We start from the raw sequence: 22,153 nt of genomic DNA on the forward strand, positions 1-22,153 counted from the left end.
CCTGAATGGGCGTTTTCTATCATTTATGTGATGCAACGGCCACTTTTTGCAGGTCTTACGGTAGGAACAACTCCACCACATCGTTGGTGAAGCGGCGGCCAAGCTCGGTGGGCGTCCAGTAATCACCGTTACCTATGAGCCAGCCGCGCTCCAGCGCCGTTGCCAGTGAAGGTGCAAGCACGCTTCGTGCCAAACCAGTACGCGACTCGAAATCGCGCAGGCTGAAACCTTCGTGCAGGCGCAGCAGGTTGAGCATGTACTCGAACGGCAGGCGCTCGGCGCTGATTACGTCATCGCCGCCGATGCTGGCCGGGGTACCGGCGGTGTCCATGAAGGTCTGCGGGTGCCTGTGTTTCCAGCGGCGCAGCACGTGCTGCTCGGCGCCGGAGCTGATCTTGCCGTGGGCACCGGCGCCAATGCCAAGGTAGTCGCCAAAGCGCCAGTAGTTGAGGTTGTGCTGGCACTGCCAACCGTCGCGGGCATAGGCGCTGACCTCGTACTGGCCGTAGCCACGCTCGGCGAGCAGGGCCTGGCAATGCTCCTGGATGTCCCAGGCGCTGTCTTCGTCCGGAATGCCCTGCGGCGGCCGGGCGAAGAACACCGTATTCGGCTCCAGCGTCAGCTGGTAGTGCGAGATATGGGTGGGGTCGAGGGCGAAGGCGCGCTCGAGGTCGTACTCGGCCTGGGCCAGGGTCTGCTGCAGCAGCGCGTACATCAGGTCGATGTTGAAGTTCTTGTAACCGGCGTCCTGCGCCAGCTTGACCGCGCGCTCGGCCTCGTTGCTGTCGTGGATGCGCCCCAGTCGCTTGAGTGCCTCATCATTGAACGTCTGGATGCCGAAGCTGATGCGGTTTACCCCGGCCGCGCGGTAGCGGTCGAAGCGGCCGTGTTCGGCCGTGCCCGGGTTGGTCTCCAGCGTCACTTCCAGGTTCGGCGCGAAGCGCAGTCGTGCACTGGCTGCCTGCAGGAAACGGTCAATCGCCTCTGGCGGGAACAGGCTGGGGGTGCCGCCGCCAAAGAATACGCTGTTGACTACCCGTCCCCAGACCAGTGGCAGGTCCTGGTCCAGGTCGCGGATCAGCGCATCGATATAGGCGTCGAAGGGCAGGTCGCCCTTGCCGGCATGCGAGTTGAAGTCGCAGTACGGGCATTTGCGCACGCACCACGGCAGGTGCACGTACAGCGCCAGTGGTGGCGGTACCAGCTGCACGCCGGCAGCGTGACCGTGATCGATCGCGCAGGATTCGCCGGGAAGGTGGTTGCAGTGGTCGTGGGAGTGCGGCATGGACGGCTGTTGGAAAGAGTGGGAGTACAGGGTTGCGGGCGCTATTGCCCGGCCAGCAGGATTGGATCGACCAGCGAACGTGGTTGTGCACGTAGCACCGCTGCGCTGACATCGCGGAACATCGGTGACGGCCCCTGATAGCTGCCGACCTCGTTGTCCATGAGACGGTGGCGCGCCGGTCGGCTGCCATTGCGCATGTGCAGATACAGGCCGGAAACCATGGCTTTGCGCTTGTCGGCGAAGTTGTCGTAGCGGACCTCAAGCACGTCCACCAGGTCCACCTTGCGCCAGCGGTGCGCGGTGGCGATGTTGTGGTAGCGGAGCTGGCCAGCCCGCTCATCCAGCACCACGCGTTGCCACAGGATGGGAGCAGCGATCAGTGAAATGACCAGGGCGCAGCCAAGCGCCCAAAGCGGCAGTGCGAGCCAGGATTGCTCCCCGTCATACGCCAGCATGGCGCCCACTATCGCGCCGCTTACAGCGCCCAGGATGGCGACAAGCTGCACAAGCCCCATCCGGGTCCGATAGCGGCGTGGCGTCATTGCCTGATCTCCGTGGTCAATCGAACGCAAGTTGCGAGATGCGCTGCAACAACAGCTGCAGCGCCTTGGCGCGGTGGCTGCGGCCGTTCTTCTGCGCCGGTTCCATCTGCGCCGCGGTCAGGCCGAGTTCTTCATCCAGGAACACCGGGTTGTAGCCGAAGCCATTGCTGCCGCGCAGTTCGTCGATGATGCGGCCTTCCCAGCTGCCTTCGCAGATCAGCGGTTGCGGATCGTTGGCATGGCGCAGCAGCACGATCACCGCGTAGAAGCGCGCCGTGCGGCGTTCGGCCGGGACATCGTGCAGCGCATCAAGCAGCTTGGCGTTGTTGGCGGCATCATCGGTGGGGCTGCCGGCGTAGCGCGCGCTGTACAGGCCGGGCGCGCCGTCCAGTGCATCGACGATCAGGCCGGAGTCGTCGGCCAGCGCTGGTAGGCCGGTCACCGCGCAGGCATGGCGGGCCTTGATCAACGCGTTCTCGACGAAGGTCAGGCCGGTTTCCGGCACATCGTCCACGCCCAGTTCGCGCTGCGGCACGATCTGTAGCGGCAGATCGGCCAACATGGCCTGCAGTTCTTTCAGCTTGCCGGCGTTGCCGCTGGCCAGTACCAGTTTCATTGCTTGGGCTCCAACAAGTCCCAGGTGTTGCCGTACAGGTCGCGGAACACCGCGACCGTCGCATAGGGTTCATCGCGTGGGGCTTCGAGGAATTCCACGCCCTGCGCGAGCATTGCCGCGTGGTCGCGATGGAAGTCATCGGTGTGCAGGAAGAAGCCAACGCGGCCACCGGTCTGGTTGCCGATGCGGCTGCGCTGCTCTTCGTCGCTGGCACGCGCCAACAGCAGCGCGGCGGCGCTGCCATCGGTCGGGCCGACCACCACCCAGCGCTTGCGGCCCTGGTCCAGGTCCTCCAGCAGCTGGAAGCCGAGCTTGCCGGTGTACCAGGCGATGGCTTCGTCGTAATCGGCGACGACGAGGGTGACCAGGGCGAGGCGCCGGTTCATGCCGACGCCAATGCCGCCTGTTGGGCGTCGAACAGCTCGCGGATGCCCTTTTCGGCCAGCACCAGCAGCGCGTCCAGCTCCTCGCGGCGGAAGGCATGGCCTTCGGCCGTGCCCTGCAGCTCGATGAAGCCACCGCCGTCATTCATGACGATGTTCATGTCGGTATCGCAGTCGCTGTCCTCGGGGTAATCCAGGTCCAGCACCGGCTGGCCCTTGTAGACGCCGACCGACACGGCGGCGACGGCGCCGAACAACGGGTTGCGCTTGATCTCGCCGCGCTTCATCAGCAGGTTCACCGCGTCCACCAGGGCCACATAGGCGCCGGTGATGGCGGCGGTGCGGGTGCCGCCGTCGGCCTGCAGCACGTCGCAGTCCAGGGTGATGGTGCGTTCGCCCAGTGCGTTGCGGTCGATGCAGGCGCGCAGGGTGCGGCCGATCAGGCGCTGGATTTCCAGGGTGCGGCCGCCCTGCTTGCCGCGCGCGGCTTCACGGTCGGAGCGGGTGTGGGTGGAGCGGGGCAGCATGCCGTATTCGGCGGTGACCCAGCCTTCGCCCTTGCCACGCAGGAAGCCCGGTACCCGGTTCTCGACGCTGGCGGTGCACAGCACGCGGGTGTCTCCAAAGCTCACCAGCACCGAGCCTTCGGCATGGCGGGTGAAGGAACGCTCGATGGTGACGGTGCGCATCTGATCGGCCTGGCGGCCGCTGGGACGGGAGAAGGTCATGGGGAATCCGGTTAGTACGAGTTGATCTGGCGGGCGTCTGGGTGGTGGATGCACCAGCGTCCAGAGGTGGCTAGGTTACCATTCGCCCTTTGAAACACATCGGAAAGCACATGATTCGGAGCATGACCGCCTATGCCGGCGGCGAACGCATCACCGCGTGGGGCACCCTGGGCTGCGAACTGCGCTCGGTGAACCACCGGTTCCTTGAAGTGGGCGTGCGTCTGCCCGAGGACCTGCGTGCGCTGGAGCCGCAGCTGCGCGAGCGCGTTGCAGCCCGGGTCAGTCGCGGCAAGCTCGACCTGGTGATGCGCCTGCGTGCACCGGAAGCCGCCACCTCGCTGGCCGTCAACGAAGTGCTGGTGGATCAGCTGTCTGAATTGGCGCAGCGCCTGCACAGCCGCTTCCCCGGGATGCAGGTGGGCTTCACCGACCTGCTGCAATACCCCGGCGTGCTGCGCGCCGAGGCGACCGACAGTGCCGCCCTGCATGCCGAAGCACTGGCCTTGCTGGAAGAAACCGTCACCAGCTTCGTGCAGGCACGTGAGCGGGAAGGCGACAAGCTGGCCACGGCGATCAGCGAGCGCGTCGATTCGGTCGAACGCATTGCCGGTGAAGTCCGCGAGCTTATCCCGGCCATCCGTGAGGGGCAGCGGGTCAAGCTGGCCGCACGCCTGGCCGACCTGCCGCACCCGGTTGATCCGGGCCGGGCGGAGCAGGAGCTGGTGATGTGGCTGCAGAAGCTCGACGTGGATGAGGAGCTGGACCGTCTGGACAGCCATATCGCGGAAATCCGCCGCGTGCTGCGTCAGCGCGAGCCGGTCGGCCGCCGCCTGGACTTCCTGCTGCAGGAGTTCAACCGCGAAGCCAATACCCTGGGCTCCAAATCGGTGGATGCACGTACCTCCAACGCCGCCGTCGAGCTGAAAGTGCTGATCGACCAGATCCGCGAGCAGGTCCAGAACATCGAGTAAGGGTAGTGCCGCCCCCGCGGTAACTGGGGGCCTTCACCCCTCGATCCTGCACAGAGCCGCCCGCGCCGGTACAATGCCGGGCCATTCCGACGTTGGCCCACCGCATGCGTGGCACCCTTTATATCGTCGCTGCCCCGTCCGGGGCCGGCAAAAGCAGCATCGTCAACGCCACTTTGGCGCGTGACCCGCACATTTCGCTGTCGATTTCCTTCACCTCGCGCGCCATGCGCCCGGGCGAGGTCAACGGCAAGCATTACCACTTCGTCTCCGCCGCCGAGTTCGAGCAGATGATCGCCGCCGGCGATTTCTTCGAGCACGCGCTGGTGCATGGCGACTGGAAGGGTACGGCCCGGCAGTCGGTGGAACCGCAGCTGGCGGCCGGCAAGGACGTGCTGCTGGAAATCGACTGGCAGGGAGCGCGCCAGGTGCGTGAGAAGGTGCCGGGCGCGGTCAGCGTGTTCATCCTGCCGCCGTCGCGGCAGGCGCTGGATGAGCGCATGCGCAAGCGTGGCCAGGACAGCGAGGCGGTCATGGCCCAGCGCTTGGCCGCCGCGCGCGAGGAAATGCTGCATTACGACGAGTTCGACTACGTCATCATCAATGAGGATTTCGACACCGCGGTGGGTGAAATGTGCTCGATCTTTGCCGCCAGCCGGCTGCGCTGTGAGCCCCAGCAGCAACGCCACGGCGAGCTGATCGCCTCGCTGCTGGCCCCTGAAAACTGAGCAAGTGATTGATCCGCAAGGGGCTGTTCAGGCCTTGGCTTGATTCCGGAACCGGTCTGCCCTTACAATCCGTCCCCTTTCCCTCATTCGATCGAGCGGCCGTTGCAGGTCGCCGGGAGCCCGCATGGCCCGCATTACCGTAGAAGATTGCCTGGAAGTCGTTAACAACCGTTTTGAGCTGGTCATGATGGCGTCCAAGCGCGCCCGTCAGCTGGCCAATGGTGTCCAGGCGACGATCGACAACAGCGAGAGCGAGGACAAGCCGACCGTGCTGGCGCTGCGCGAGATCGCCGCCCGTCGCATCGACAACGAGCTGATCGAGGAAGTCGAGAAGGCCGAGCGCGAGCGTGCCGAGCGTGAAGCACTGGAGTGGGCCGCAGCCGAAGTTGTCGCCGACGAAGACATGTCCAAGAACGACGATTGATTGTTTCTTTCGCGTTGATTGATGGTGTCTGCAAACAGCCCGCCGCAAGCGGGCTGTTTGCGTTATGGGAATTGCCGTGGAACGCCTGCTGGCATAGTCTTCTGACATGAACCCAGGCCCTTCCGCCCAGGTAGCCACGCCCGCGGGCGGGGTGATACCTGACTATGTACTGCAACTCGAGCGCGCAGCCAGCTATCTCCCCACCGAGCAGCTGCCGCTGCTGCGTCGTGCCTGGGAAGTGGGCGCCGCCGCGCACGCCGGCCAGACCCGCAAATCCGGCGAGCCCTACATCACCCATCCGGTGGCCGTGGCGCGCATCCTGGCCGAGCTCGGCCTGGATGTTGAAACCCTGATCGCAGCCATCCTGCACGACACCATCGAAGACACCCCGCTCACCGGCGAAGAGCTGGCCGCCGAGTTCGGCCAGGCTGTGGCCGACCTGGTCGAGGGCGTCACCAAGCTGGACAAGCTCAAGTTCCGCGACCGCCAGGAAGCGGCAGCGGAGAGCTTCCGCAAGATGCTGCTGGCGATGTCGCGCGACCTGCGCGTGATCATGATCAAGCTGGCCGACCGCCTGCACAACATGCGTACCCTGGGTGCGCAGAGTGCCGAGGCGCGGCGCCGCATCGCCACGGAAACGCTGGATATCTACGCGCCCATCGCCCAGCGCCTGGGCATGAACCTGATCAAGTCCGAGCTGCAGAACCTGGGCTTCCGCGCGCTGTACCCGTGGCGCCACGCCATCATCGAAAAACATATCCGCAGCCAGCCGGTGGTGCGCCGTGAGTCGATGGCGCAGGTGGAAGTGCAGCTGTCGCAGCGCCTGGCGCGCGAAGGACTGGAACACCGCCTGATCAGCCGCATCAAGACCCCCTGGAGCATCTACACCAAGATGCGCGAGGAGAACAAAAGCTTCGACCAGGTGATGGATGTGTTCGGCTTCCGCCTGGTGATGCGCAACGTGCCCAACTGCTACCACGCACTGGGCGGCGTGCATGCCGCGTTCAAGCCGCTGGATGGTCGCTTCCGTGACTTCATCGCCATTCCCAAGGCCAACGGTTACCAGTCGCTGCACACGGTGCTGTTCGGGCCGTATGGTTCGCCGATCGAGGTGCAGATCCGCACCGAGGAAATGGACCTGATCGCCGAGCGCGGTGTGGCCGCGCACTGGACCTACAAGTTCGGCGGCGACGGCCCGAACAGCGCGCAGAGCCGCGCGCATGCCTGGATCGTCGAGCTGATCGATTCGCAGCGCACGGCCGGTTCGTCGCTGGAGTTCCTGGACAACGTCAAGGTCGACCTGTTCCCGGACGAGGTCTATCTGTTCACGCCCAAGGGCAAGATCCTGGCGCTGCCGCGCAACTCCACCGCGCTGGACTTCGCCTATGCGGTGCATACCGACGTGGGCAACCGTGCGGTGGCCTCGCGGGTGGACAAGAAGCTGGTGCCGCTGCGCACGCGTCTGGTCAGTGGGCAGACGGTGGAGATCATCACCGCGCGCTCGGCCTCGCCCAAGCCGCAGTGGCTGGAATTCGTGGTCAGCAGCAAGGCGCGCACGGCGATCCGTCACCAGCTCAAGCAGCTGGAGCACGAGGACGCGGTGCAGTTGGGCCACAGCATGCTGGACCGCGCGCTGGAGGCGATGGACAGCTCGATCGAGCGCTTGCCGAAGGGACGGCTCGATGCCTTCCTCACCGAACACCGCTACCCGCGCCTGGAAGCCTTCCTGGCCGATGTGGCGTTGGGCAACTGGATGCCGACCCAGGCCGCACAGGCGCTGATGTCCTATGCCGAGCTGCGCGCCAGTGGCGTCGCCCATCGCGCCCAGGAGAAGATCCTGATCAATGGCAGCGAACGTGGCGTGGTCAGCTTCGCCAACTGTTGCCAGCCGATTCCGGGCGACGACATCATGGGCTACCACACCGCCGGCAAGGGCATCGTCGTACATCGACTGGATTGCCCGAACCTGGCCGAGCTGCGCAAGACCCCGGATCGCTGGGTGCCGATTGGCTGGGATACCAATGTGGTCGGCGATTACGACACCGCGCTGGTGGTCGAGGTGGAGAACGGCACCGGCGTGCTGGCGCAGCTGGCTGCCGCCATTGCCCATAGCCATTCCAACATCGAGCGGGTGGATTACCTGGACCGGGATTTCAACGCAGCGGTGCTGTGCTTCAACATCCAGGTCCGCGACCGTAATCACCTGGCCGAAGTCATGCGCCGCCTGCGCCGGCTGCAGGTAGTCCAGTCCGTTCGCCGCCAATAACGGTAGTGCCGAGCCATGCTCGGCAGAGACCCCCAATGTAGTGCCGAGCCATGCTCGGCAGAGACCCCCCAATGTAGTGCCGAGCCATGCTCGGCAGGGGCGTCATCGGCAATTTGTAGCAGCGGCGTAAGCTGTGAAGCTGGCGCAGCAGAAATCGCCGGACTGCCTGCAATCTGGTGAGCCACCTGCATCGCGGCTGACGCCGCTCCCACGAATCCACAGCTTGCTGTTCGGTAGAGCCCCAGCCGAGCATGGCTCGGCGCTACCTGTATTCCGCTATCCACACAGACTGTGTCCTGCTGCCTACACAAGCTGTGGATAAGGCCGCGCAGCCCTTGCGCTGCAAGCTTCTGCAAAACATGGTGATTTTTTGTCCACGACCTGTGGATGGATCAACTGTAGTGCCGAGCCATGCTCGGCAGGGGCCTTGCCGATATAGCAGCGGCAACTGTGGGAGCTGCGTCAGCCGCGAAGCTGGCAGCGCTGGAACAACCGGGCTGCCTGCAATCGGATGGACCACTTGCTTCGCGGCTTACGCCACTCCCACAAAACCCACAGCTGGTTGTTCGGTAACGCCCCAGCCGAGCATGGCTCGGCGCTACCTGTATTCGACTATCCACACAGCTTGTGTCCTGCTAGCTACACAAGTTGTGGATAACAGCGCGCAGCCCTTGTACTACGGGCCTCTGCAAAACATGGTGATATTTTGTCCATCACTTGTGGACAGGTGGAGGTGAGCCCGCGGCGTGTTCTGCGTACCATTGCCGGGATCCTCACCAGGCTGTACCTCATGACGACGTTCCCGGAAGACATCTATACCGAACCCACTGCCGATACCAATACGCTGGCCAACCTCGGGCCACTGGCGCCGATGGCCGGTGTCTGGATCGGCGAGCGCGGCATGGACGTCAATCCCAAGGCCGATGGCCCCGAGCGGCAGGCCTTTATCGAACATGTCGAACTGCAGCCGATCGACGCACAGCCCAATGGCCCGCAGTTGTTCTATGGCCTGCGTTACCACACCCGCATCCACAAACCGGGCGAAGTGGAGACTTTCCATGACCAGGTCGGTTATTGGTTGTGGGAGCCGGCGACCGGCACGGTGATCCAGACGCTGACCATCCCGCGCGGGCAGACCGCGATGGCGGTGGGCAGGGCCGCACCCGATGCGAAATGCTTCCGCCTGCGTGCCGAGCGTGGCTCGACGGTCAATGGCATCAGCTCCAATCCGTTCCTGGAACATGCGTTCCGGACCGAGAGCTACGAGATCGAAGTCACCATCAATGACGATGGCACCTGGTCGTATGAACAGGAAACGATGCTGGTCATTCCCGATCGCAGCGAGCCGTTCGCGCATACCGACCGCAATACGCTGCGCCGGATCGGCGAGCCAACGCCCAACCCGACCGCGCAGGCAGTGTAGTGCCGAGCCATGCTCGGCAGGGGCTCTACCGATAGGGTATGAGGCACTCGTGGGAGCGGCGTCAGCCGCGAAACTGGTGTCAATAAGTCGAGCAGGCATGCTGGCTAGCCGGATGGATCATCTGCTTCGCGGCTGACGCCGCTCCTACAGAGCCGCGTTGGATTGCCAGCCGCGCTATCCACACAGACTGTGTCCTGCTGCCTACACAAGCTGTGGATAAGGCCGCGCAGCCCTTGCGCGGTGGGCCTCTGCAAAACGTGGTGATATTTTGTCCACGACCTGTGGATGACTCAACCGTAGTGCCGAGCCATGCTCGGCAGGGGCCCTACCGACATAGCTGGGGGGCTTGTGGGGGCGGCTTCAGCCGCGAAACTGGCAGCAATGAATCGATGCTCATGTCTGCCAGTCGGATGGATCGGTAGCTTCGCGGCTGACGCCGCTCCCACAAGATCACATCGGGTTTGCGTGGAAAGCCGCAGCCGAGCATGGCTCGGCTCTACCTGCATGCGGCTATCCACACAGCTTGTGTCCTGTGATGCCTACAAGTTGTGGATAAGCCTCCATGGGCCTTGTGCGGCAAAGCTTTCGGATCGCTGATGATTTTTTGATCAATGCCAGCCTGGTCAGCCGCCCGCCAAGGTGGCAACGTTACAATGACCGACCTTTTTCCAGACTGGAGCTGTCCATGTCCCGCCAGATCATCAACACCGCCAACGCCCCGGCCGCCATCGGCCCGTACTCGCAGGCCGTGCGCGCCGGCAACACCGTGTACTTCTCCGGCCAGATCCCGCTGGACCCGGCCACCGGTGAGATCGTCGCCGGCGACGTCACCGCACAGGCCCGCCGCGCTTTCGACAACCTCAAGGCCGTGGCCGAGGAAGCCGGTGGCTCGCTGGACAAGATGGTGCGCCTGGGTCTGTACCTGACCGACCTGGGCGAGTTCGCCAAGGTCAATGCGGTCATGCAGGAATACTTCCAGGCCCCGTTCCCGGCCCGTTCGACCATCGAAGTGTCGGGCCTGCCGAAGGGCGCCGCGTTTGAAGTCGACGCGATCATGATCATCGACTGATCGATCATTGCCGTTGCGAGTGACCCCAGATGCCCGGCCAGTGCCGGGCATCTGCGTGTCAGCCCTGGTACTGGCGGGTCTCGCTGGGGGTGTGGCCAGTCCAACGCTTGAACGCGCGGCGGAACTCGCGCGCATCGTTGAAACCCAGCTGGTTGCCGACCGCTGCAATGCTCAGCTCCAGGTCCTGCAGCAGTTCCAGGGCCAGTTCGACGCGCAGGCGATCGTGCACCTCGCTGAAGCTGGTTTCCTCATCGGCGAGCTGCCGGCGCAGGGTACGCTCGCTCAGGTGCAGCGCCTGGGCGACATCACTCATCTGCGGATTGTCGCGCAGTCGTGTGCGCAACAAACGTTCCAGCACGGCCGTGGTTTCACCCCGCATCGACTGGGTTGCCAGCTGCGCACGGCATAGCGACAAGGCCTGCTGCGACGTCACCGGGTTGTAGCTGGCAAAAGGGAGCTGCATCCAGTGCCGCTCCACCACGATGGCATTGCGCGGCTGGTCGAAGCTGGGTTCGCAGCGGAACATGGTGCGATAGGTATCCAGCTTGGCCGGGGCGGAATAGCCCAGCTCCAGTCGCACCGGACTGAAGGCATCACCGGCCAGCTCGCGCCCGAGCATGAGGATGCTGGAGAACATCTCCTCACACAGGAAGGGCAGCAGGTCATGCGCCTGCTCCGGCGCCGTGGCGACGATGGACAGGGTTTCGGCGGCGCTTTCATCCAGTGTCAGGTCCATCAGGGGACCAAGGTTGCGCTGGTAGTCCAGACCGATTTTTACCGCATCGCCAAAGGTGCGTGCGGTCTTCATCGCCAGTCCCAGCAGGCCGAAGTTGCCTCCGTTCTGCGCGCCTCCCATGGCCAGCCCAGCGGCCTCGATAGGCAGGGTGGGCAGGGCACGGCGGATGACCTCATAGGCCTGTCGATAGGAAATGCGGGTGCGTGGGTCATTGAGCTGGTCGCTGCTCAGGTGCAGGCCAGACAGCCAATTTTCGGTATCCACGCCCAGTTGGCTGCCCAATAACAACAGGCCGCTGAGCATGTTGGTTGGCACGTTGGCCACGGCCAGTCGGTCGCTGCCTGGATTCCTGCGTTGCATTCAAGCCCCTCCAGCTTGTCCGCTTTGCCCCCCCAAGTATGCCGTTCTTGCCCTTCGCGTGAACACTGCCTGAAGGCCAGACTGCGCCCAACATCTGCCAGCGTATGGGAGCAAGTCATGCAGCGCAGCATTACCTGGGCGGTTTCCGCCAGCTTGGCCGTCATGGTCGTCGGCTGCCAGAAGCAGGCCGAACAGGCACCAAGCGTGGCTGCGGCCGACGGGGCATTCGCGGCCACGCTGCAGGAACGCCTGCTCGACGCCAAGCCTGGCGACGTGATCGACATCCCGGCCGGTCGGCACCAGTTCGAGCGCAGCCTGAGCCTGCGCGCCGACGGCGTCACCATCCGAGGTGCCGGCATGGACCAGACCGTGCTCAGCTTCAAGGGACAGAAGGCAGGCGCCGAAGGGCTGCTGGTCAATGGCGACAACTTCACCATCGAGAACCTCACCATCGAGGACTCCAAGGGCGACGGGCTGAAGATCAGCGAGTCGGAGAACATCACCATCCGTGGGGTAAAGGTGCAGTGGACCGGCGGCCCCAGTACCAAGAACGGCGCCTATGGCATCTACCCGGTGCTGACCAAGAACGTGTTGATCGAGAACACCATTTCCATCGGCGCCTCCGATGCCGGCATCTATGTTGGCCAGTCCGACGGAGTGATCGTGCGCAACAGCCGCGCCGAGCAGAACGTTGCCGGCATAGAGGTCGAGAACACCCGCAACGCTGATGTGTATGACAACGTCGCCACTGGCAACACCGGCGGCATCCTGGTGTTCAACATGCCGGGCCTGTCGCAGCAGGGCGCCAACATCCGCGTGTTCAACAACAAGGTCATCGCCAACAACCACGAGAACTTCGGTGCCAAGGGTACGCCAGTGGCCAGCGTGCCGGCCGGCTCGGGCATCGTCATCAATTCCAACGATGACATCGAGGTGTTTGACAACGAAGTGCGCGACAACGCCACCACCAACATCATCGTCTCCAGCGTGTATTCCACCGGTTACAAGGACAGCAGCGCCTCGCCCAATTTCGATCCGTACCCGGAACGCATCTACATCCACAACAACACCTTGTCCGGCGGCGGTGACTCACCCGACGGGCTGGACCTGAAGGCCTTTAAGGTGGCGATGTATGGCTTGACCGGCAACTTCCCGGACGTGCTTTGGGATGGTTATTACAACAAGGAGCGGGTGGTGGACGGGGTCAAGATGGGCCCGCAGATCTGCCTGCGCAACGTCAGTGGCGTGATCAACGCCGATGGTCCTGGCGGTTACAAGAACCCAAGCAAGGATGCCAAGCCATTTGAGTGCGACCTGCCGCGCTTGCCGGCCATCGATCTGAAGCGTGGTTGAGGCTTGGGCATGCGCAATCTGATGGTGCGGGTGATCGCGCTGGTCGGCGCCTTGCTGGTGCTTGTTGGCTGCGGCAAACCGGCTGCGGTGCATTTCTTCGAGCAGGGCCAGCCGGCGACGTTGGATGAATGGCATGTGCTGCGCATCCGCGATGGCAGGCTTTCGCTTAATGACGGCGTGGTGCCGTATGACCTGAACACACCGCTGTTCAGTGATTACGCGCACAAGCTGCGCACGGTCTGGATGCCGAAGGGTCAGGCCGCCGGCTACCAGCCCGAACACGCCTTCGATTTTCCGGTGGGCACCATTCTCAGCAAGACCTTCTACTACCCGCTGCCGGCGAGCGGTGCAGCTGATGGGAGGTCGGTGGCACGCACGCCACCGTCGCAATCGTCATTGCACGAAGAGAGCCTGGACCTGTCCAAGGTGCGGCTGATCGAAACCCGGCTGCTGGTCCACCGCAAGGAAGGCTGGGTGGCCTTGCCTTATGTCTGGAATCAAGAGCAGACCGCAGCGACCTTGCAGCGCACCGGCGCCAGTGTTGACCTGGAACTGGTGGCTGCCGACGGCTCACGCGAAGCCCTTGCCTACCAGGTGCCGGACCAGAACCAGTGCGGCGGTTGCCATATCACCGACAACCGTTCGCGCAAGCTGTTGCCGATCGGCCCCAAGGCGCGCAACCTCAATCGTGATTTCGACTACCTCGGCGGCCGCGACAACCAGCTCGCGCATCTGCTCAAACTCGGCTATCTGAAAGACCTGCCTGCACCGGCGCAGCTGCCGCGCGCGGCCGATGCCACGGATGCCTCAGCACCGTTGGATGCGCGCGCACGCGCCTATCTGGACGTGAACTGTGGCCATTGCCATAGCCGCACCGGCCCGGCCATCACCTCCGGCCTGTGGCTGGATGCGCCTACCCAGGATCACCTGAAGCTGGGCATGTGCAAGCAACCCATCGCCGCGGGCAAGGGCACTGGCAATCGTCGCTATGACATCCAGCCCGGTGATGCCGATGCCTCGATCATCGCCTACCGCATGGACAGCGATGATCCGGCGGTGATGATGCCCGAGGTTGGACGGGCGGTGGTGCACAGCGAAGGCGTGACCCTGATCCGGGAATGGATCAACGCGCTGGAAACAAACTGCGACACGGCTGGCGAAGGCCAGCCCGGCAACACGGGCCCGCCGGCGGTCTGACGCCGGCATACACCTCACTGCGTGGGAGAGAACGCGATGCGAGTGAAGCAACGGAATCTGGTAGTCGGACTGCAGCGGGCCATGGCCGGGCTGATGGTGGTGGGGGCAGTTGCCCCGGCAATGGCACAGTCGGCGACGGAGGATGCTGCCACCACGCTTGATCGCATCACCGTCACCGCGCAGAGCCGCCAGCAGGAAATACAGGATGTTCCAATCGCACTGCAGGTAGTCGATCAGAACCTGCTCAACGACGTGGCCGCCGAGAATCTTGGTGACATCGATTCGCTGGTGCCGGGACTGGTGATCAGCGCGGTGCAGCCGACCCAGCCATCGTTCCGGCTGCGCGGCGTGGAGACCGACGATTTTGGTATCGGTACCGATCCGGCGGTAGGCATCTTCGTTGACGGCGTCTACGGCGGACGAGGCGGCGGCGTGCTGCTGCCCTTCGTCGATGTGGAGCGCATCGAAGTGCTGAAGGGCCCGCAGGGCACCTTGTTCGGACGCAATACCGCTGCCGGCGCGATCTCGCTGGTGACCCGGCGCCCGCAGGCTGAGACCGAGGCGCGCGCCACCGTGCGCGTGGGCAACTACGGCAAGAAGTACGCCGATGCGATGTGGAACATTCCGACCGGTGACAACTCGGCGCTGCGTTTCAATGCATTGATCAACACCAGCGATGGCTGGTTCCAGGACGGCGCCACGGGCAAGGACCTGGGCGGCGAGAACGTCTGGGCCACCCGCGCAGCCTGGCAGAGCCGCTTCGGCGACAACACCACCGCCTACATCACCTGGGACCACGAGAGCCTGGACCAGAACGGCCGTGTCACCACCGGCATCGTGCCGTTGCCGGCCTATCCGGCACGACCACCTGTACCGGTGGACCCGGATGACTATCTGGACCCGCGCAAGATCAAGACCTATAGCGATGCCGACAATGCCGAATGGCGCACCTTCGATGGCGTCAGCCTGATCGTTGACCACGCGCTGTCCTGGGGCAATTTCACTTCCACCAGCTCGTGGCGCAAATACGACTCCACCAACCACACCGAGGAGGACGGCACCAACCGTTTCGACCTTTACGTGGATTCGGTCAATACCGAGAACAACGAGACGTTCTACCAGGAGTTCAAGTTCTCCGGCAGCAATGAACGCTTCGACTGGGTGGCCGGTGTCAGCTATTTCGACGAGGACGCGCGCCAGACCAGTGAGGTCAACACCAATACCGAGGCGGTGGACAACATAATCCGCAACATGGGGGTGGCCTATCAGCTGGGCATTCCCGATGGCAGCCTGTTCAACTTCACCTCGATGCTGGCGCAGATGAACGGCATTCCGATTTCGCTGGTTGGCGAGAAGTGGAACGAGCGCTTCAACAACACGCTGGGTACCACGTCCTATGCTGCTTTCGGTGACGTGATCTGGAAGGCCACCGATCGCCTCAACCTGACCTTCGGCCTGCGTTACACCCGCGACGAGAAGGACTTCACCTGGCTCAATACGCCGCGCAATGCGCCCGGCCTGGAGGCCAAGCTCGGCACCCTGGAGGCGCTGGGCTTCTTCCAGGCGCTGGCGGGCATGGGCATTCCGATCACCCGCGAGCTGCTGACCTTCGACATGGCCTTCATCGACCCGCCGGCCATGGTCAACAAGGGCAAGCAGGTGCGCGACAAGAAGAGCTGGAGTGACTGGAGCCCGCGCTTCGTCGTCGACTACCACCTCAACGACGACACCATGGTGTTCGGCTCGCTGGCCAAGGGTTACAAGGCCGGTGGCTTCAATGCGCTGCAGATCGGTCCGGCGTTCGAGAACGAGGATGTGTGGAACCTGGAAGTCGGCCTGAAGCAGAGCTTCGACCGCTTCTCCTACAACGTATCCGTCTTCCACTACCAGTACGACAACCGCCAGGCGATCCGCCTGATCGATCCGGATCCGAACAACCCGGTCGACATCCCGGTCTACGTGTTCGACACCAGCGATCTGGAAGCGACCGGCGTTGACTTCGATATGCGCTGGAAGGTTACCGACGGACTGACCCTGGATGCAGCCGCCGAGTGGATAGATTCCAAATACAAGAACTACGTGACACCGGAAGGTGTGGATCTGGACGGGGCACCGACCGGCGAGCCGCGCTTCACCGCCTCGGCCGGTGCGGTCTACGTCGCTGATCTTGGTGGCAATGGCCAGCTGCGCTTCTCGCTGCGCCACGCTTACCGCGGCGCCCAGCGCTGCAACGCAGGTTCCGACTTGCAGGGTGACTGCGGCATCAGCAAGGTGCTCAACATTGGCGAATCACAGCAGCGCACGGATGTCCGGGTCGGTTGGACCTCACCGCTGAAGCACTGGAACTGGGCGGTGTATGCCAACAACGTGTTCGACAAGCAGTACGTCCGTGGCCTCAACACCTATGGGCACGATCCCCTGGGCGTAGTCGGCGCAACCATCACCGACCCACGCACGTACGGCCTGGAAATGACCGTGAAGTTCTAACGCTTGAAGCCCCTCTCCCTGCAGGAGAGGGGCTGGGGTAAGGGGAGTTCCGCGGAGCTGAGCCACGCTCGGCTGAGGCGCTACCGGGAAAGCCCCTGCCGAACATGGCTCGGCACTACGGATTGCTTGAAGGCGCCAATCGACAAAGCAGCAGTAAAGCAACACTTGGGGAGTAGGAAACCCCGGCGTCCAAGCTCGCCGGGGTTTCTGTTTGCGTCACATGACGGCATCCTTATGCCATGTCTGCACGCCGTGACCTCGCCACCCTCGATCTTTCCACCGAACCACTGAGCCGCCTGGCCGGGGTCGGGCCACGGGTGGCAGCCAAGCTGGAAGCACGCGGCCTGAGCACCTTGCAGGACCTCTGGCTGCACCTGCCGTTGCGCTACGAGGACCGCACCACGCTGCTGCCCATCCGCGCCCTGAAGGCCGGTATGGCCGCGCAGGTGGAGGGCAGGGTGGAGGCCGTGGAACGTGGATTCCGCTACCGGCCGGTGCTGCGGGTGGCAATCAGCGACGAGTCCGGTGCCACCCTGGTACTGCGCTTCTTCCATTTCCGCGCCGCGCAGGTGTCGCAGTTCGCGGTAGGCCGGCGTCTGCGCGCCTATGGCACGCCGCGCGCGGGTCAGAATGGGCTGGAGATCGTGCATCCCAGTTATCACCTGCTTGGCGACGGCGAAGATGCCGCGCTGGGCGCGGTGCTGGACCCGGTGTACCCGGCAGTGGAGGGCATTGGCCCGGCCAGCCTGCGCAAATTGATCGGCCAGGCACTGGATCGCCTGCCTGATGCCGCGGCATTGGAATTGCTGCCGCCGGCCATGCTTGCCGGCATGGGTCTGCCGTCGTTGCGCGAGGCGATGCTGACCATGCACCGGCCACCCGCCGACGCCGATATAGGTGCCCTGGGTGCGGGCACGCATCCGGCGCAGCGGCGCTTGGCGATGGAAGAGCTGCTGGCCCACCACCTCAGCCTGCGCCGCCAGCGCATCGCCCTGCAGCAGCACCGTGCGCCGTCATTGCGCGGCCAGGATGGCTTGGTCAAAGCGCTGCGCGAGGCCTTGCCGTTCAGACTGACCGGCGCACAGCAGCGCGTGTTCGACGAAATCCGCAAGGATCTGGCCCGCGCCCATCCGATGCTGCGGCTGGTGCAGGGCGACGTGGGTTCCGGCAAGACCGTGGTCGCCGCCCTGGCCGCGATGCTGGCAGTGGAACGCGGCAAGCAGGTGGCGTTGGCTGCGCCCACCGAACTGCTGGCCGAGCAGCATCTGACCAACCTGCGCGCATGGCTCGAGCCCCTGGGTGTCCGCGTTGCCTGGCTGGCCGGCAAGGTCACCGGCAAGGCCCGCGCCAAGGTGCTGGAAGATGTAGCCAGCGGCCATGCGCAGGTAGTGGTCGGTACCCACGCACTGATGCAGGACAACGTGGTGTTCAACGATCTGGCGCTGGCCATCGTCGACGAGCAGCACCGCTTCGGCGTGCACCAGCGGCTTGCGCTGCGTGACAAGGGCGCCACGGCCGGGGTGGTGCCGCACCAGCTGGTGATGACCGCCACGCCAATCCCGCGCACGCTGGCGATGGCGGCGTATTCGGATCTGGATGTGTCCGCCATCGACGAACTGCCGCCCGGTCGCACGCCGGTGCAGACCATCGCCATCAGCGCCGAGCGGCGCCCGGAACTGGTCGAGCGCATCCGCATCGCCTGTCAACAGGGTCGGCAGGTGTACTGGGTGTGCACACTGATCGAGGAAAGCGAGGAAGGCGCGGGCCCGGGCAACGCCCGCATGGATGCGCAGGCCGCGCAGACCACCTACGAAGCCTTGTCGGCCCAGTTGCCGGAACTGCGCATCGGGCTGGTGCACGGGCGCATGAAGGCGGCCGAGAAGCAGGCGGCAATGCGTGCCTTCAAGCAGGCGGAGACGGATCTGCTGGTCGCCACCACCGTGATCGAAGTCGGTGTCGACGTGCCCAATGCCTCGCTGATGATCATCGAGAATGCCGAACGCCTGGGCCTGGCGCAGCTGCACCAGTTGCGCGGACGCGTAGGGCGCGGAGCCACCGCATCGAGCTGCGTGCTGATGTACCAGGCGCCACTGTCGGCAATGGCGCGGGAGCGCCTGGAAACCATGCGGCTCACCTCAGATGGCTTTCTGATCGCGGAAAAGGACCTGGAACTGCGTGGTCCCGGCGAACTGCTGGGTACGCGGCAGACCGGTTTGGCTACTTTCCGCGTGGCCGATCTGGCCCGCGATGCCGGCCTGCTGCCGACCGTGCACGATCTTGCCGAACGCCTGCTCAATGACGCGCCGGCGCTGGCCGACCGCATCGTCAACCGTTGGATTGGCGGTGCGGTGCGCTACGCAGCGGCCTGATTGCGTGCTTCCACTGTCATGGAGGCCGTGACAGACTCCATGGCCAACCAGAAGTGAAGCAGAAGATGAGCAAGAAGATACCGTTGCTGATTGATACTGATCCGGGCGTGGACGATGCGCTGGCACTGCTGATGGCCTTTGCCGACGAGCGCCACGAGGTGGTCGCGTTGACGGTGGCGGCGGGCAATGTCGGCCTTGAATACACCGTGCGCAACGCGCTGAAACTGTGCGAGGTCGCCGGCCGCGAAGACGTGCCGGTATTCGCCGGCACCGCCGACCCGTTGGTGTATCCGGCCGAGGATGCCGCGCACGTGCATGGCCGCGACGGCTTTGGTGATGTGGATCTGCCGTTGGCCGCGCGCAAGGTGGAAGCCGAGCACGCCGCGTTGGCGATCCTGCGCCTGTCGCACCAATATGCAGGCGAATTGCTGCTGGTCGCGCTGGGCCCACTGACCAATATCGCGCTGGCGCTGAAGCTGGACCCCAGTCTGCCGCAGCGCGTGAAGCGCTTCGTGGTGATGGGCGGCGCGATCACCGGCCACGGCAACATCACCCCGGCCGCCGAGTTCAATATCGCCTTCGATCCGGAAGCGGCGCATATCGTTTTCACCGCGTTCCCGTTCATCGAAGTCGCCGATTGGGAGGCCACCATCGCCCATGGCTTGATGCATCGCGATGTCGAGCAATGGTTGGCCGCCGATACCGAGAAGGCACGCTTCTACGAGCTGATTTCACGCCAGACCCGGTTGTGGTCGGAAGACAGCCGCGGCGAGCGCTGGTACGCCGCCGATGCGCTGGCGATGGCCTGGGCATTGCAGCCGGAGGGGGGCACCGTGGTTGAACAGCGGCCGCTGTCGATCGAGTTGACCGGCGCCCGCACCCGTGGCGCCACCATCGTCGACTGGAACCGCCAGACCGGCGTGACGGACAATACGGCCTTGTTGATCGGTTACGATCAGGCCCGTTTCGAGGCCCAGGTCCGGCGGGCGCTGGGCCAATAAGCGCCGGCCCAGCGGTTCAGTGAGCGCGACTTGCCTATCGTGGCGGGTCGTGCTTATAATGGCCGTCTTGACCACCAGCCCACACGGTGCGAGCCCATGAAGGCCGATATCCATCCCGATTACCACAACGTCGTTTTCCACGACGTGACCTCCGACTTCAAGTTCCTGACCCGTTCGACCATGTCCTCCAAGGAAACGGTCAAGTGGGAAGACGGCGAAGAATACCCGCTGATCAAGGTTGAAATTTCCTCGGCTTCGCACCCGTTCTACACGGGCAAGCACAAGGTTATCGACACCAGCGGCCGCATCGACAAGTTCCAGAAGCGCTACGCGCGCTAATCGAACTGTTGTTGCTGGACAAACAACGGCCGCGCTTTGCGCGGCCGTTGTTTTGTCTTGTCTGTCGTACGGCTGAACCCTTGCAGAATCGGGCGGTTGTGCGCATGCGACGCTGTGTCGCGGCGAAACTGCGCCTATAAGACTTTTGTCTTCGCAATCTGCAAATGCTGCTGTGCGATAATCGTCGGAACCGCAGTGGAAAACTGCGGAATTCCTTCACGCGCCTGCCCGTACCCCATTCGTCAGGACAGGCGCCTTCCACTTGAGGAGCGCACACTGTGTCCGATCTTGATCAGGTCACGCTCAACGCCGGCGACAAGTCGGTCGTTCTGCCTGTCGTCAAACCCGTACTGGGCAATAACTGTGTCGATATCTCGAAGCTGACCAAGGAAACCGGTCTCTTCACCTACGACTCGGGCTACACCGCCACCGCCAGCTGCAAGTCGGCCATCACCTACATCGACGGTGACAAGGGCGTGCTGCTGTACCGCGGCTATCCGATCGAGCAGCTGGCCGAGAAGTCCAGCTTCGTCGAAGTGGCCTACCTGCTGATCAATGGCGAGCGTCCGGACGCCGGCCAGCTCAAGGCCTTCGAAGCCGAACTGAGCGCCGAAGCCGGCGTCGACGATTCGATCAACACGCTGATCGGCAGCTTCGCCAAGGACGCCCACCCGATGGCGATCCTGGCTGCCTCGATCGCGCAGCTGTCGGCCAAGTACCACGCCTCGCTGGACCTGGACGACGCCGAGCAGCGCCGCCAGGCTGCCGTGCGCCTGATCGCCAAGGTGCCGACCCTGTCGGCGCTGATCTACCGCCATGGCAAGGGCCTGCCGGCCAACAAGCCGGACACCTCGCTGGATTACGTCAGCCGCTTCCTGAAGCAGACCTTCGAGTCGGCCGACGGCAAGTACGATCTGAACAAGGACGTGGTCAAGGCGCTGGATCTGCTGTTCATCCTGCACGCCGACCATGAGCAGAACGCCTCGACCTCGACCGTGCGTCTGGTCGGTTCCACCGGCGCCAACCCGTATGCATCGGTCGCCGCTGGCGTCACCGCGCTGTGGGGCCCGGCACACGGCGGCGCCAACGAAGCCGTGCTGAAGATGCTGGAAGAGATCGGTTCGGCCGACAACGTCGAATCGGCCGTGGTCAAGGCCAAGGACAAGACCTCGGGCTTCCGCCTGATGGGCTTCGGCCACCGCGTGTACAAGAACTTCGACCCGCGCGCCAAGGTGATCGGCGAGATGACCAAGCAGGTGCTGGGTCAGCTGGGCGTGCAGGATCCGCTGCTGGACGTGGCCATCAAGCTGGAACAGGCCGCGCTGCAGGACGAGTACTTCGTTGCCCGCAAGCTGTACCCGAACGTCGACTTCTACAGCGGCATCATCTACAAGGCGCTGAACATCCCGACCGAGATGTTCACGGTCATGTTCGCGCTGGGCCGCACGGCTGGCTGGGTGTCGCATTGGCTGGAACAGCAGGTCGACCCGGAAATGAAGATCGGCCGTCCGCGCCAGGTCTACACCGGCCACGACGTGCGCGACTACAAGTAATGGCCGTGGCGCAGCGATGCGCCGCTTCCATTACGGCAAAAACCCCGCCTTGGCGGGGTTTTTTTGTGCGCCACTCCCACAGGCGCGGAGATGCCCGGTAGTGCCGAGCCACGCTTGGCGGGAGCTTCGCAGGTAAAGCCTCTGCCGAGCATGGCTCGGCACTACGCTCCCTCCCTTTGCCGCAGGCGAGGGGAGGGCTGGGGAGGGGTAGCTTTCGCTGCTTTTCGCGCATTGCCAGCGTCGCGGCTTACGCCGCTCCCACAAACGCAGAGAGATGTCCGGTAGTGCCGAGCCATGCTCGGCAGGGAGGCTATGCCGGGAAAGCC

General features: G+C 64.1%; 19 protein-coding genes. 13 read left to right on the plus strand and 6 right to left on the minus strand.

Features of this window, described 5'->3' with window-relative positions:
* Positions 1–55: 55 nt before the first annotated feature.
* Genes hemW through rph form a run of 5 tightly spaced genes read right to left on the minus strand, consistent with a single transcriptional unit; the run spans position 56 to position 3,554 of the window.
* Entirely contained in the window at positions 56–1,285 is a 1,230-nt protein-coding gene (gene hemW / locus AC1VXC_RS13325) for a radical SAM family heme chaperone HemW (RefSeq protein WP_481539353.1), read from the minus strand.
* 41 nt (positions 1,286–1,326) lie between these two features.
* Positions 1,327–1,827, minus strand: coding sequence for a hypothetical protein (locus tag AC1VXC_RS13330; protein ID WP_313495822.1), 501 nt, complete (start codon positions 1,825–1,827; stop codon positions 1,327–1,329).
* Between the two features lie 16 nt (positions 1,828–1,843).
* The gene (rdgB, locus tag AC1VXC_RS13335; protein ID WP_313173488.1) at positions 1,844–2,443 is read right to left on the minus strand and encodes an RdgB/HAM1 family non-canonical purine NTP pyrophosphatase; all 600 of its coding nucleotides are present in this window, start codon (positions 2,441–2,443) and stop codon (positions 1,844–1,846) included.
* Positions 2,440–2,829 carry a VOC family protein gene (locus tag AC1VXC_RS13340; protein WP_313173487.1) on the minus strand — a complete coding sequence of 130 codons (390 nt, stop codon included), beginning with the start codon at positions 2,827–2,829 and terminating at the stop codon, positions 2,440–2,442. The genes rdgB and AC1VXC_RS13340 overlap by 4 nt, the downstream gene beginning before the upstream one ends.
* Entirely contained in the window at positions 2,826–3,554 is a 729-nt protein-coding gene (rph, locus tag AC1VXC_RS13345) for a ribonuclease PH (protein WP_296250270.1), read from the minus strand. The genes AC1VXC_RS13340 and rph overlap by 4 nt, the downstream gene beginning before the upstream one ends.
* A gap of 110 nt (positions 3,555–3,664) precedes the next feature.
* Between rph and AC1VXC_RS13350 the strand changes: the two genes are divergently transcribed.
* From AC1VXC_RS13350 to AC1VXC_RS13375, 6 genes are all read left to right on the plus strand, one after another.
* Positions 3,665–4,525 carry a YicC/YloC family endoribonuclease gene (locus AC1VXC_RS13350; protein WP_282271467.1) on the plus strand — a complete coding sequence of 287 codons (861 nt, stop codon included), beginning with the start codon at positions 3,665–3,667 and terminating at the stop codon, positions 4,523–4,525.
* A 104-nt stretch (positions 4,526–4,629) separates the two neighbouring features.
* The gene (gmk, locus tag AC1VXC_RS13355; RefSeq protein ID WP_313173486.1) at positions 4,630–5,250 is read left to right on the plus strand and encodes a guanylate kinase; all 621 of its coding nucleotides are present in this window, start codon (positions 4,630–4,632) and stop codon (positions 5,248–5,250) included.
* A 124-nt stretch (positions 5,251–5,374) separates the two neighbouring features.
* On the plus strand, positions 5,375–5,674 hold the full coding sequence (gene rpoZ, locus AC1VXC_RS13360) for a DNA-directed RNA polymerase subunit omega (protein WP_313173485.1): 300 nt from the start codon (positions 5,375–5,377) through the stop codon (positions 5,672–5,674).
* Positions 5,675–5,780: 106 nt separating this feature from the next.
* Complete coding sequence (locus tag AC1VXC_RS13365; RefSeq protein WP_313173484.1) at positions 5,781–7,940, plus strand: RelA/SpoT family protein; 2,160 nt, start codon at positions 5,781–5,783, stop codon at positions 7,938–7,940.
* Positions 7,941–8,730: 790 nt separating this feature from the next.
* Positions 8,731–9,363 (plus strand): FABP family protein, encoded by a 633-nt coding sequence (locus tag AC1VXC_RS13370; protein ID WP_313173483.1) that lies wholly within the window; start codon positions 8,731–8,733, stop codon positions 9,361–9,363.
* A 685-nt stretch (positions 9,364–10,048) separates the two neighbouring features.
* Complete coding sequence (locus AC1VXC_RS13375; protein WP_057629049.1) at positions 10,049–10,432, plus strand: RidA family protein; 384 nt, start codon at positions 10,049–10,051, stop codon at positions 10,430–10,432.
* A 58-nt stretch (positions 10,433–10,490) separates the two neighbouring features.
* Here the strand turns inward: AC1VXC_RS13375 and AC1VXC_RS13380 are convergent, their stop codons facing one another.
* Positions 10,491–11,528, minus strand: coding sequence for an AraC family transcriptional regulator (locus AC1VXC_RS13380; RefSeq protein ID WP_313495625.1), 1,038 nt, complete (start codon positions 11,526–11,528; stop codon positions 10,491–10,493).
* 117 nt (positions 11,529–11,645) lie between these two features.
* On the opposite strand from AC1VXC_RS13380, the gene AC1VXC_RS13385 reads away from it, so the two are divergent.
* From AC1VXC_RS13385 to AC1VXC_RS13415, 7 genes are all read left to right on the plus strand, one after another.
* Positions 11,646–12,881, plus strand: coding sequence for a parallel beta-helix domain-containing protein (locus AC1VXC_RS13385; RefSeq protein WP_481539728.1), 1,236 nt, complete (start codon positions 11,646–11,648; stop codon positions 12,879–12,881).
* Between the two features lie 9 nt (positions 12,882–12,890).
* Positions 12,891–14,078, plus strand: coding sequence for an SO2930 family diheme c-type cytochrome (locus AC1VXC_RS13390; RefSeq protein WP_481539727.1), 1,188 nt, complete (start codon positions 12,891–12,893; stop codon positions 14,076–14,078).
* A gap of 36 nt (positions 14,079–14,114) precedes the next feature.
* Positions 14,115–16,565: a TonB-dependent receptor gene (locus tag AC1VXC_RS13395; RefSeq protein ID WP_481539726.1), complete on the plus strand. Its 2,451-nt coding sequence runs from the start codon at positions 14,115–14,117 to the stop codon at positions 16,563–16,565.
* Positions 16,566–16,804: 239 nt separating this feature from the next.
* Positions 16,805–18,934 carry an ATP-dependent DNA helicase RecG gene (gene recG / locus AC1VXC_RS13400; RefSeq protein ID WP_481539725.1) on the plus strand — a complete coding sequence of 710 codons (2,130 nt, stop codon included), beginning with the start codon at positions 16,805–16,807 and terminating at the stop codon, positions 18,932–18,934.
* 65 nt (positions 18,935–18,999) lie between these two features.
* Positions 19,000–19,935, plus strand: coding sequence for a nucleoside hydrolase (locus AC1VXC_RS13405; protein WP_481539724.1), 936 nt, complete (start codon positions 19,000–19,002; stop codon positions 19,933–19,935).
* Positions 19,936–20,031: 96 nt separating this feature from the next.
* Entirely contained in the window at positions 20,032–20,274 is a 243-nt protein-coding gene (locus AC1VXC_RS13410) for a type B 50S ribosomal protein L31 (RefSeq protein ID WP_056931181.1), read from the plus strand.
* A gap of 278 nt (positions 20,275–20,552) precedes the next feature.
* On the plus strand, positions 20,553–21,827 hold the full coding sequence (locus AC1VXC_RS13415; RefSeq protein ID WP_293706415.1) for a citrate synthase: 1,275 nt from the start codon (positions 20,553–20,555) through the stop codon (positions 21,825–21,827).
* Positions 21,828–22,153 lie beyond the last annotated feature (326 nt).

Source organism: Stenotrophomonas sp. STEN033 (assembly GCF_056856655.1).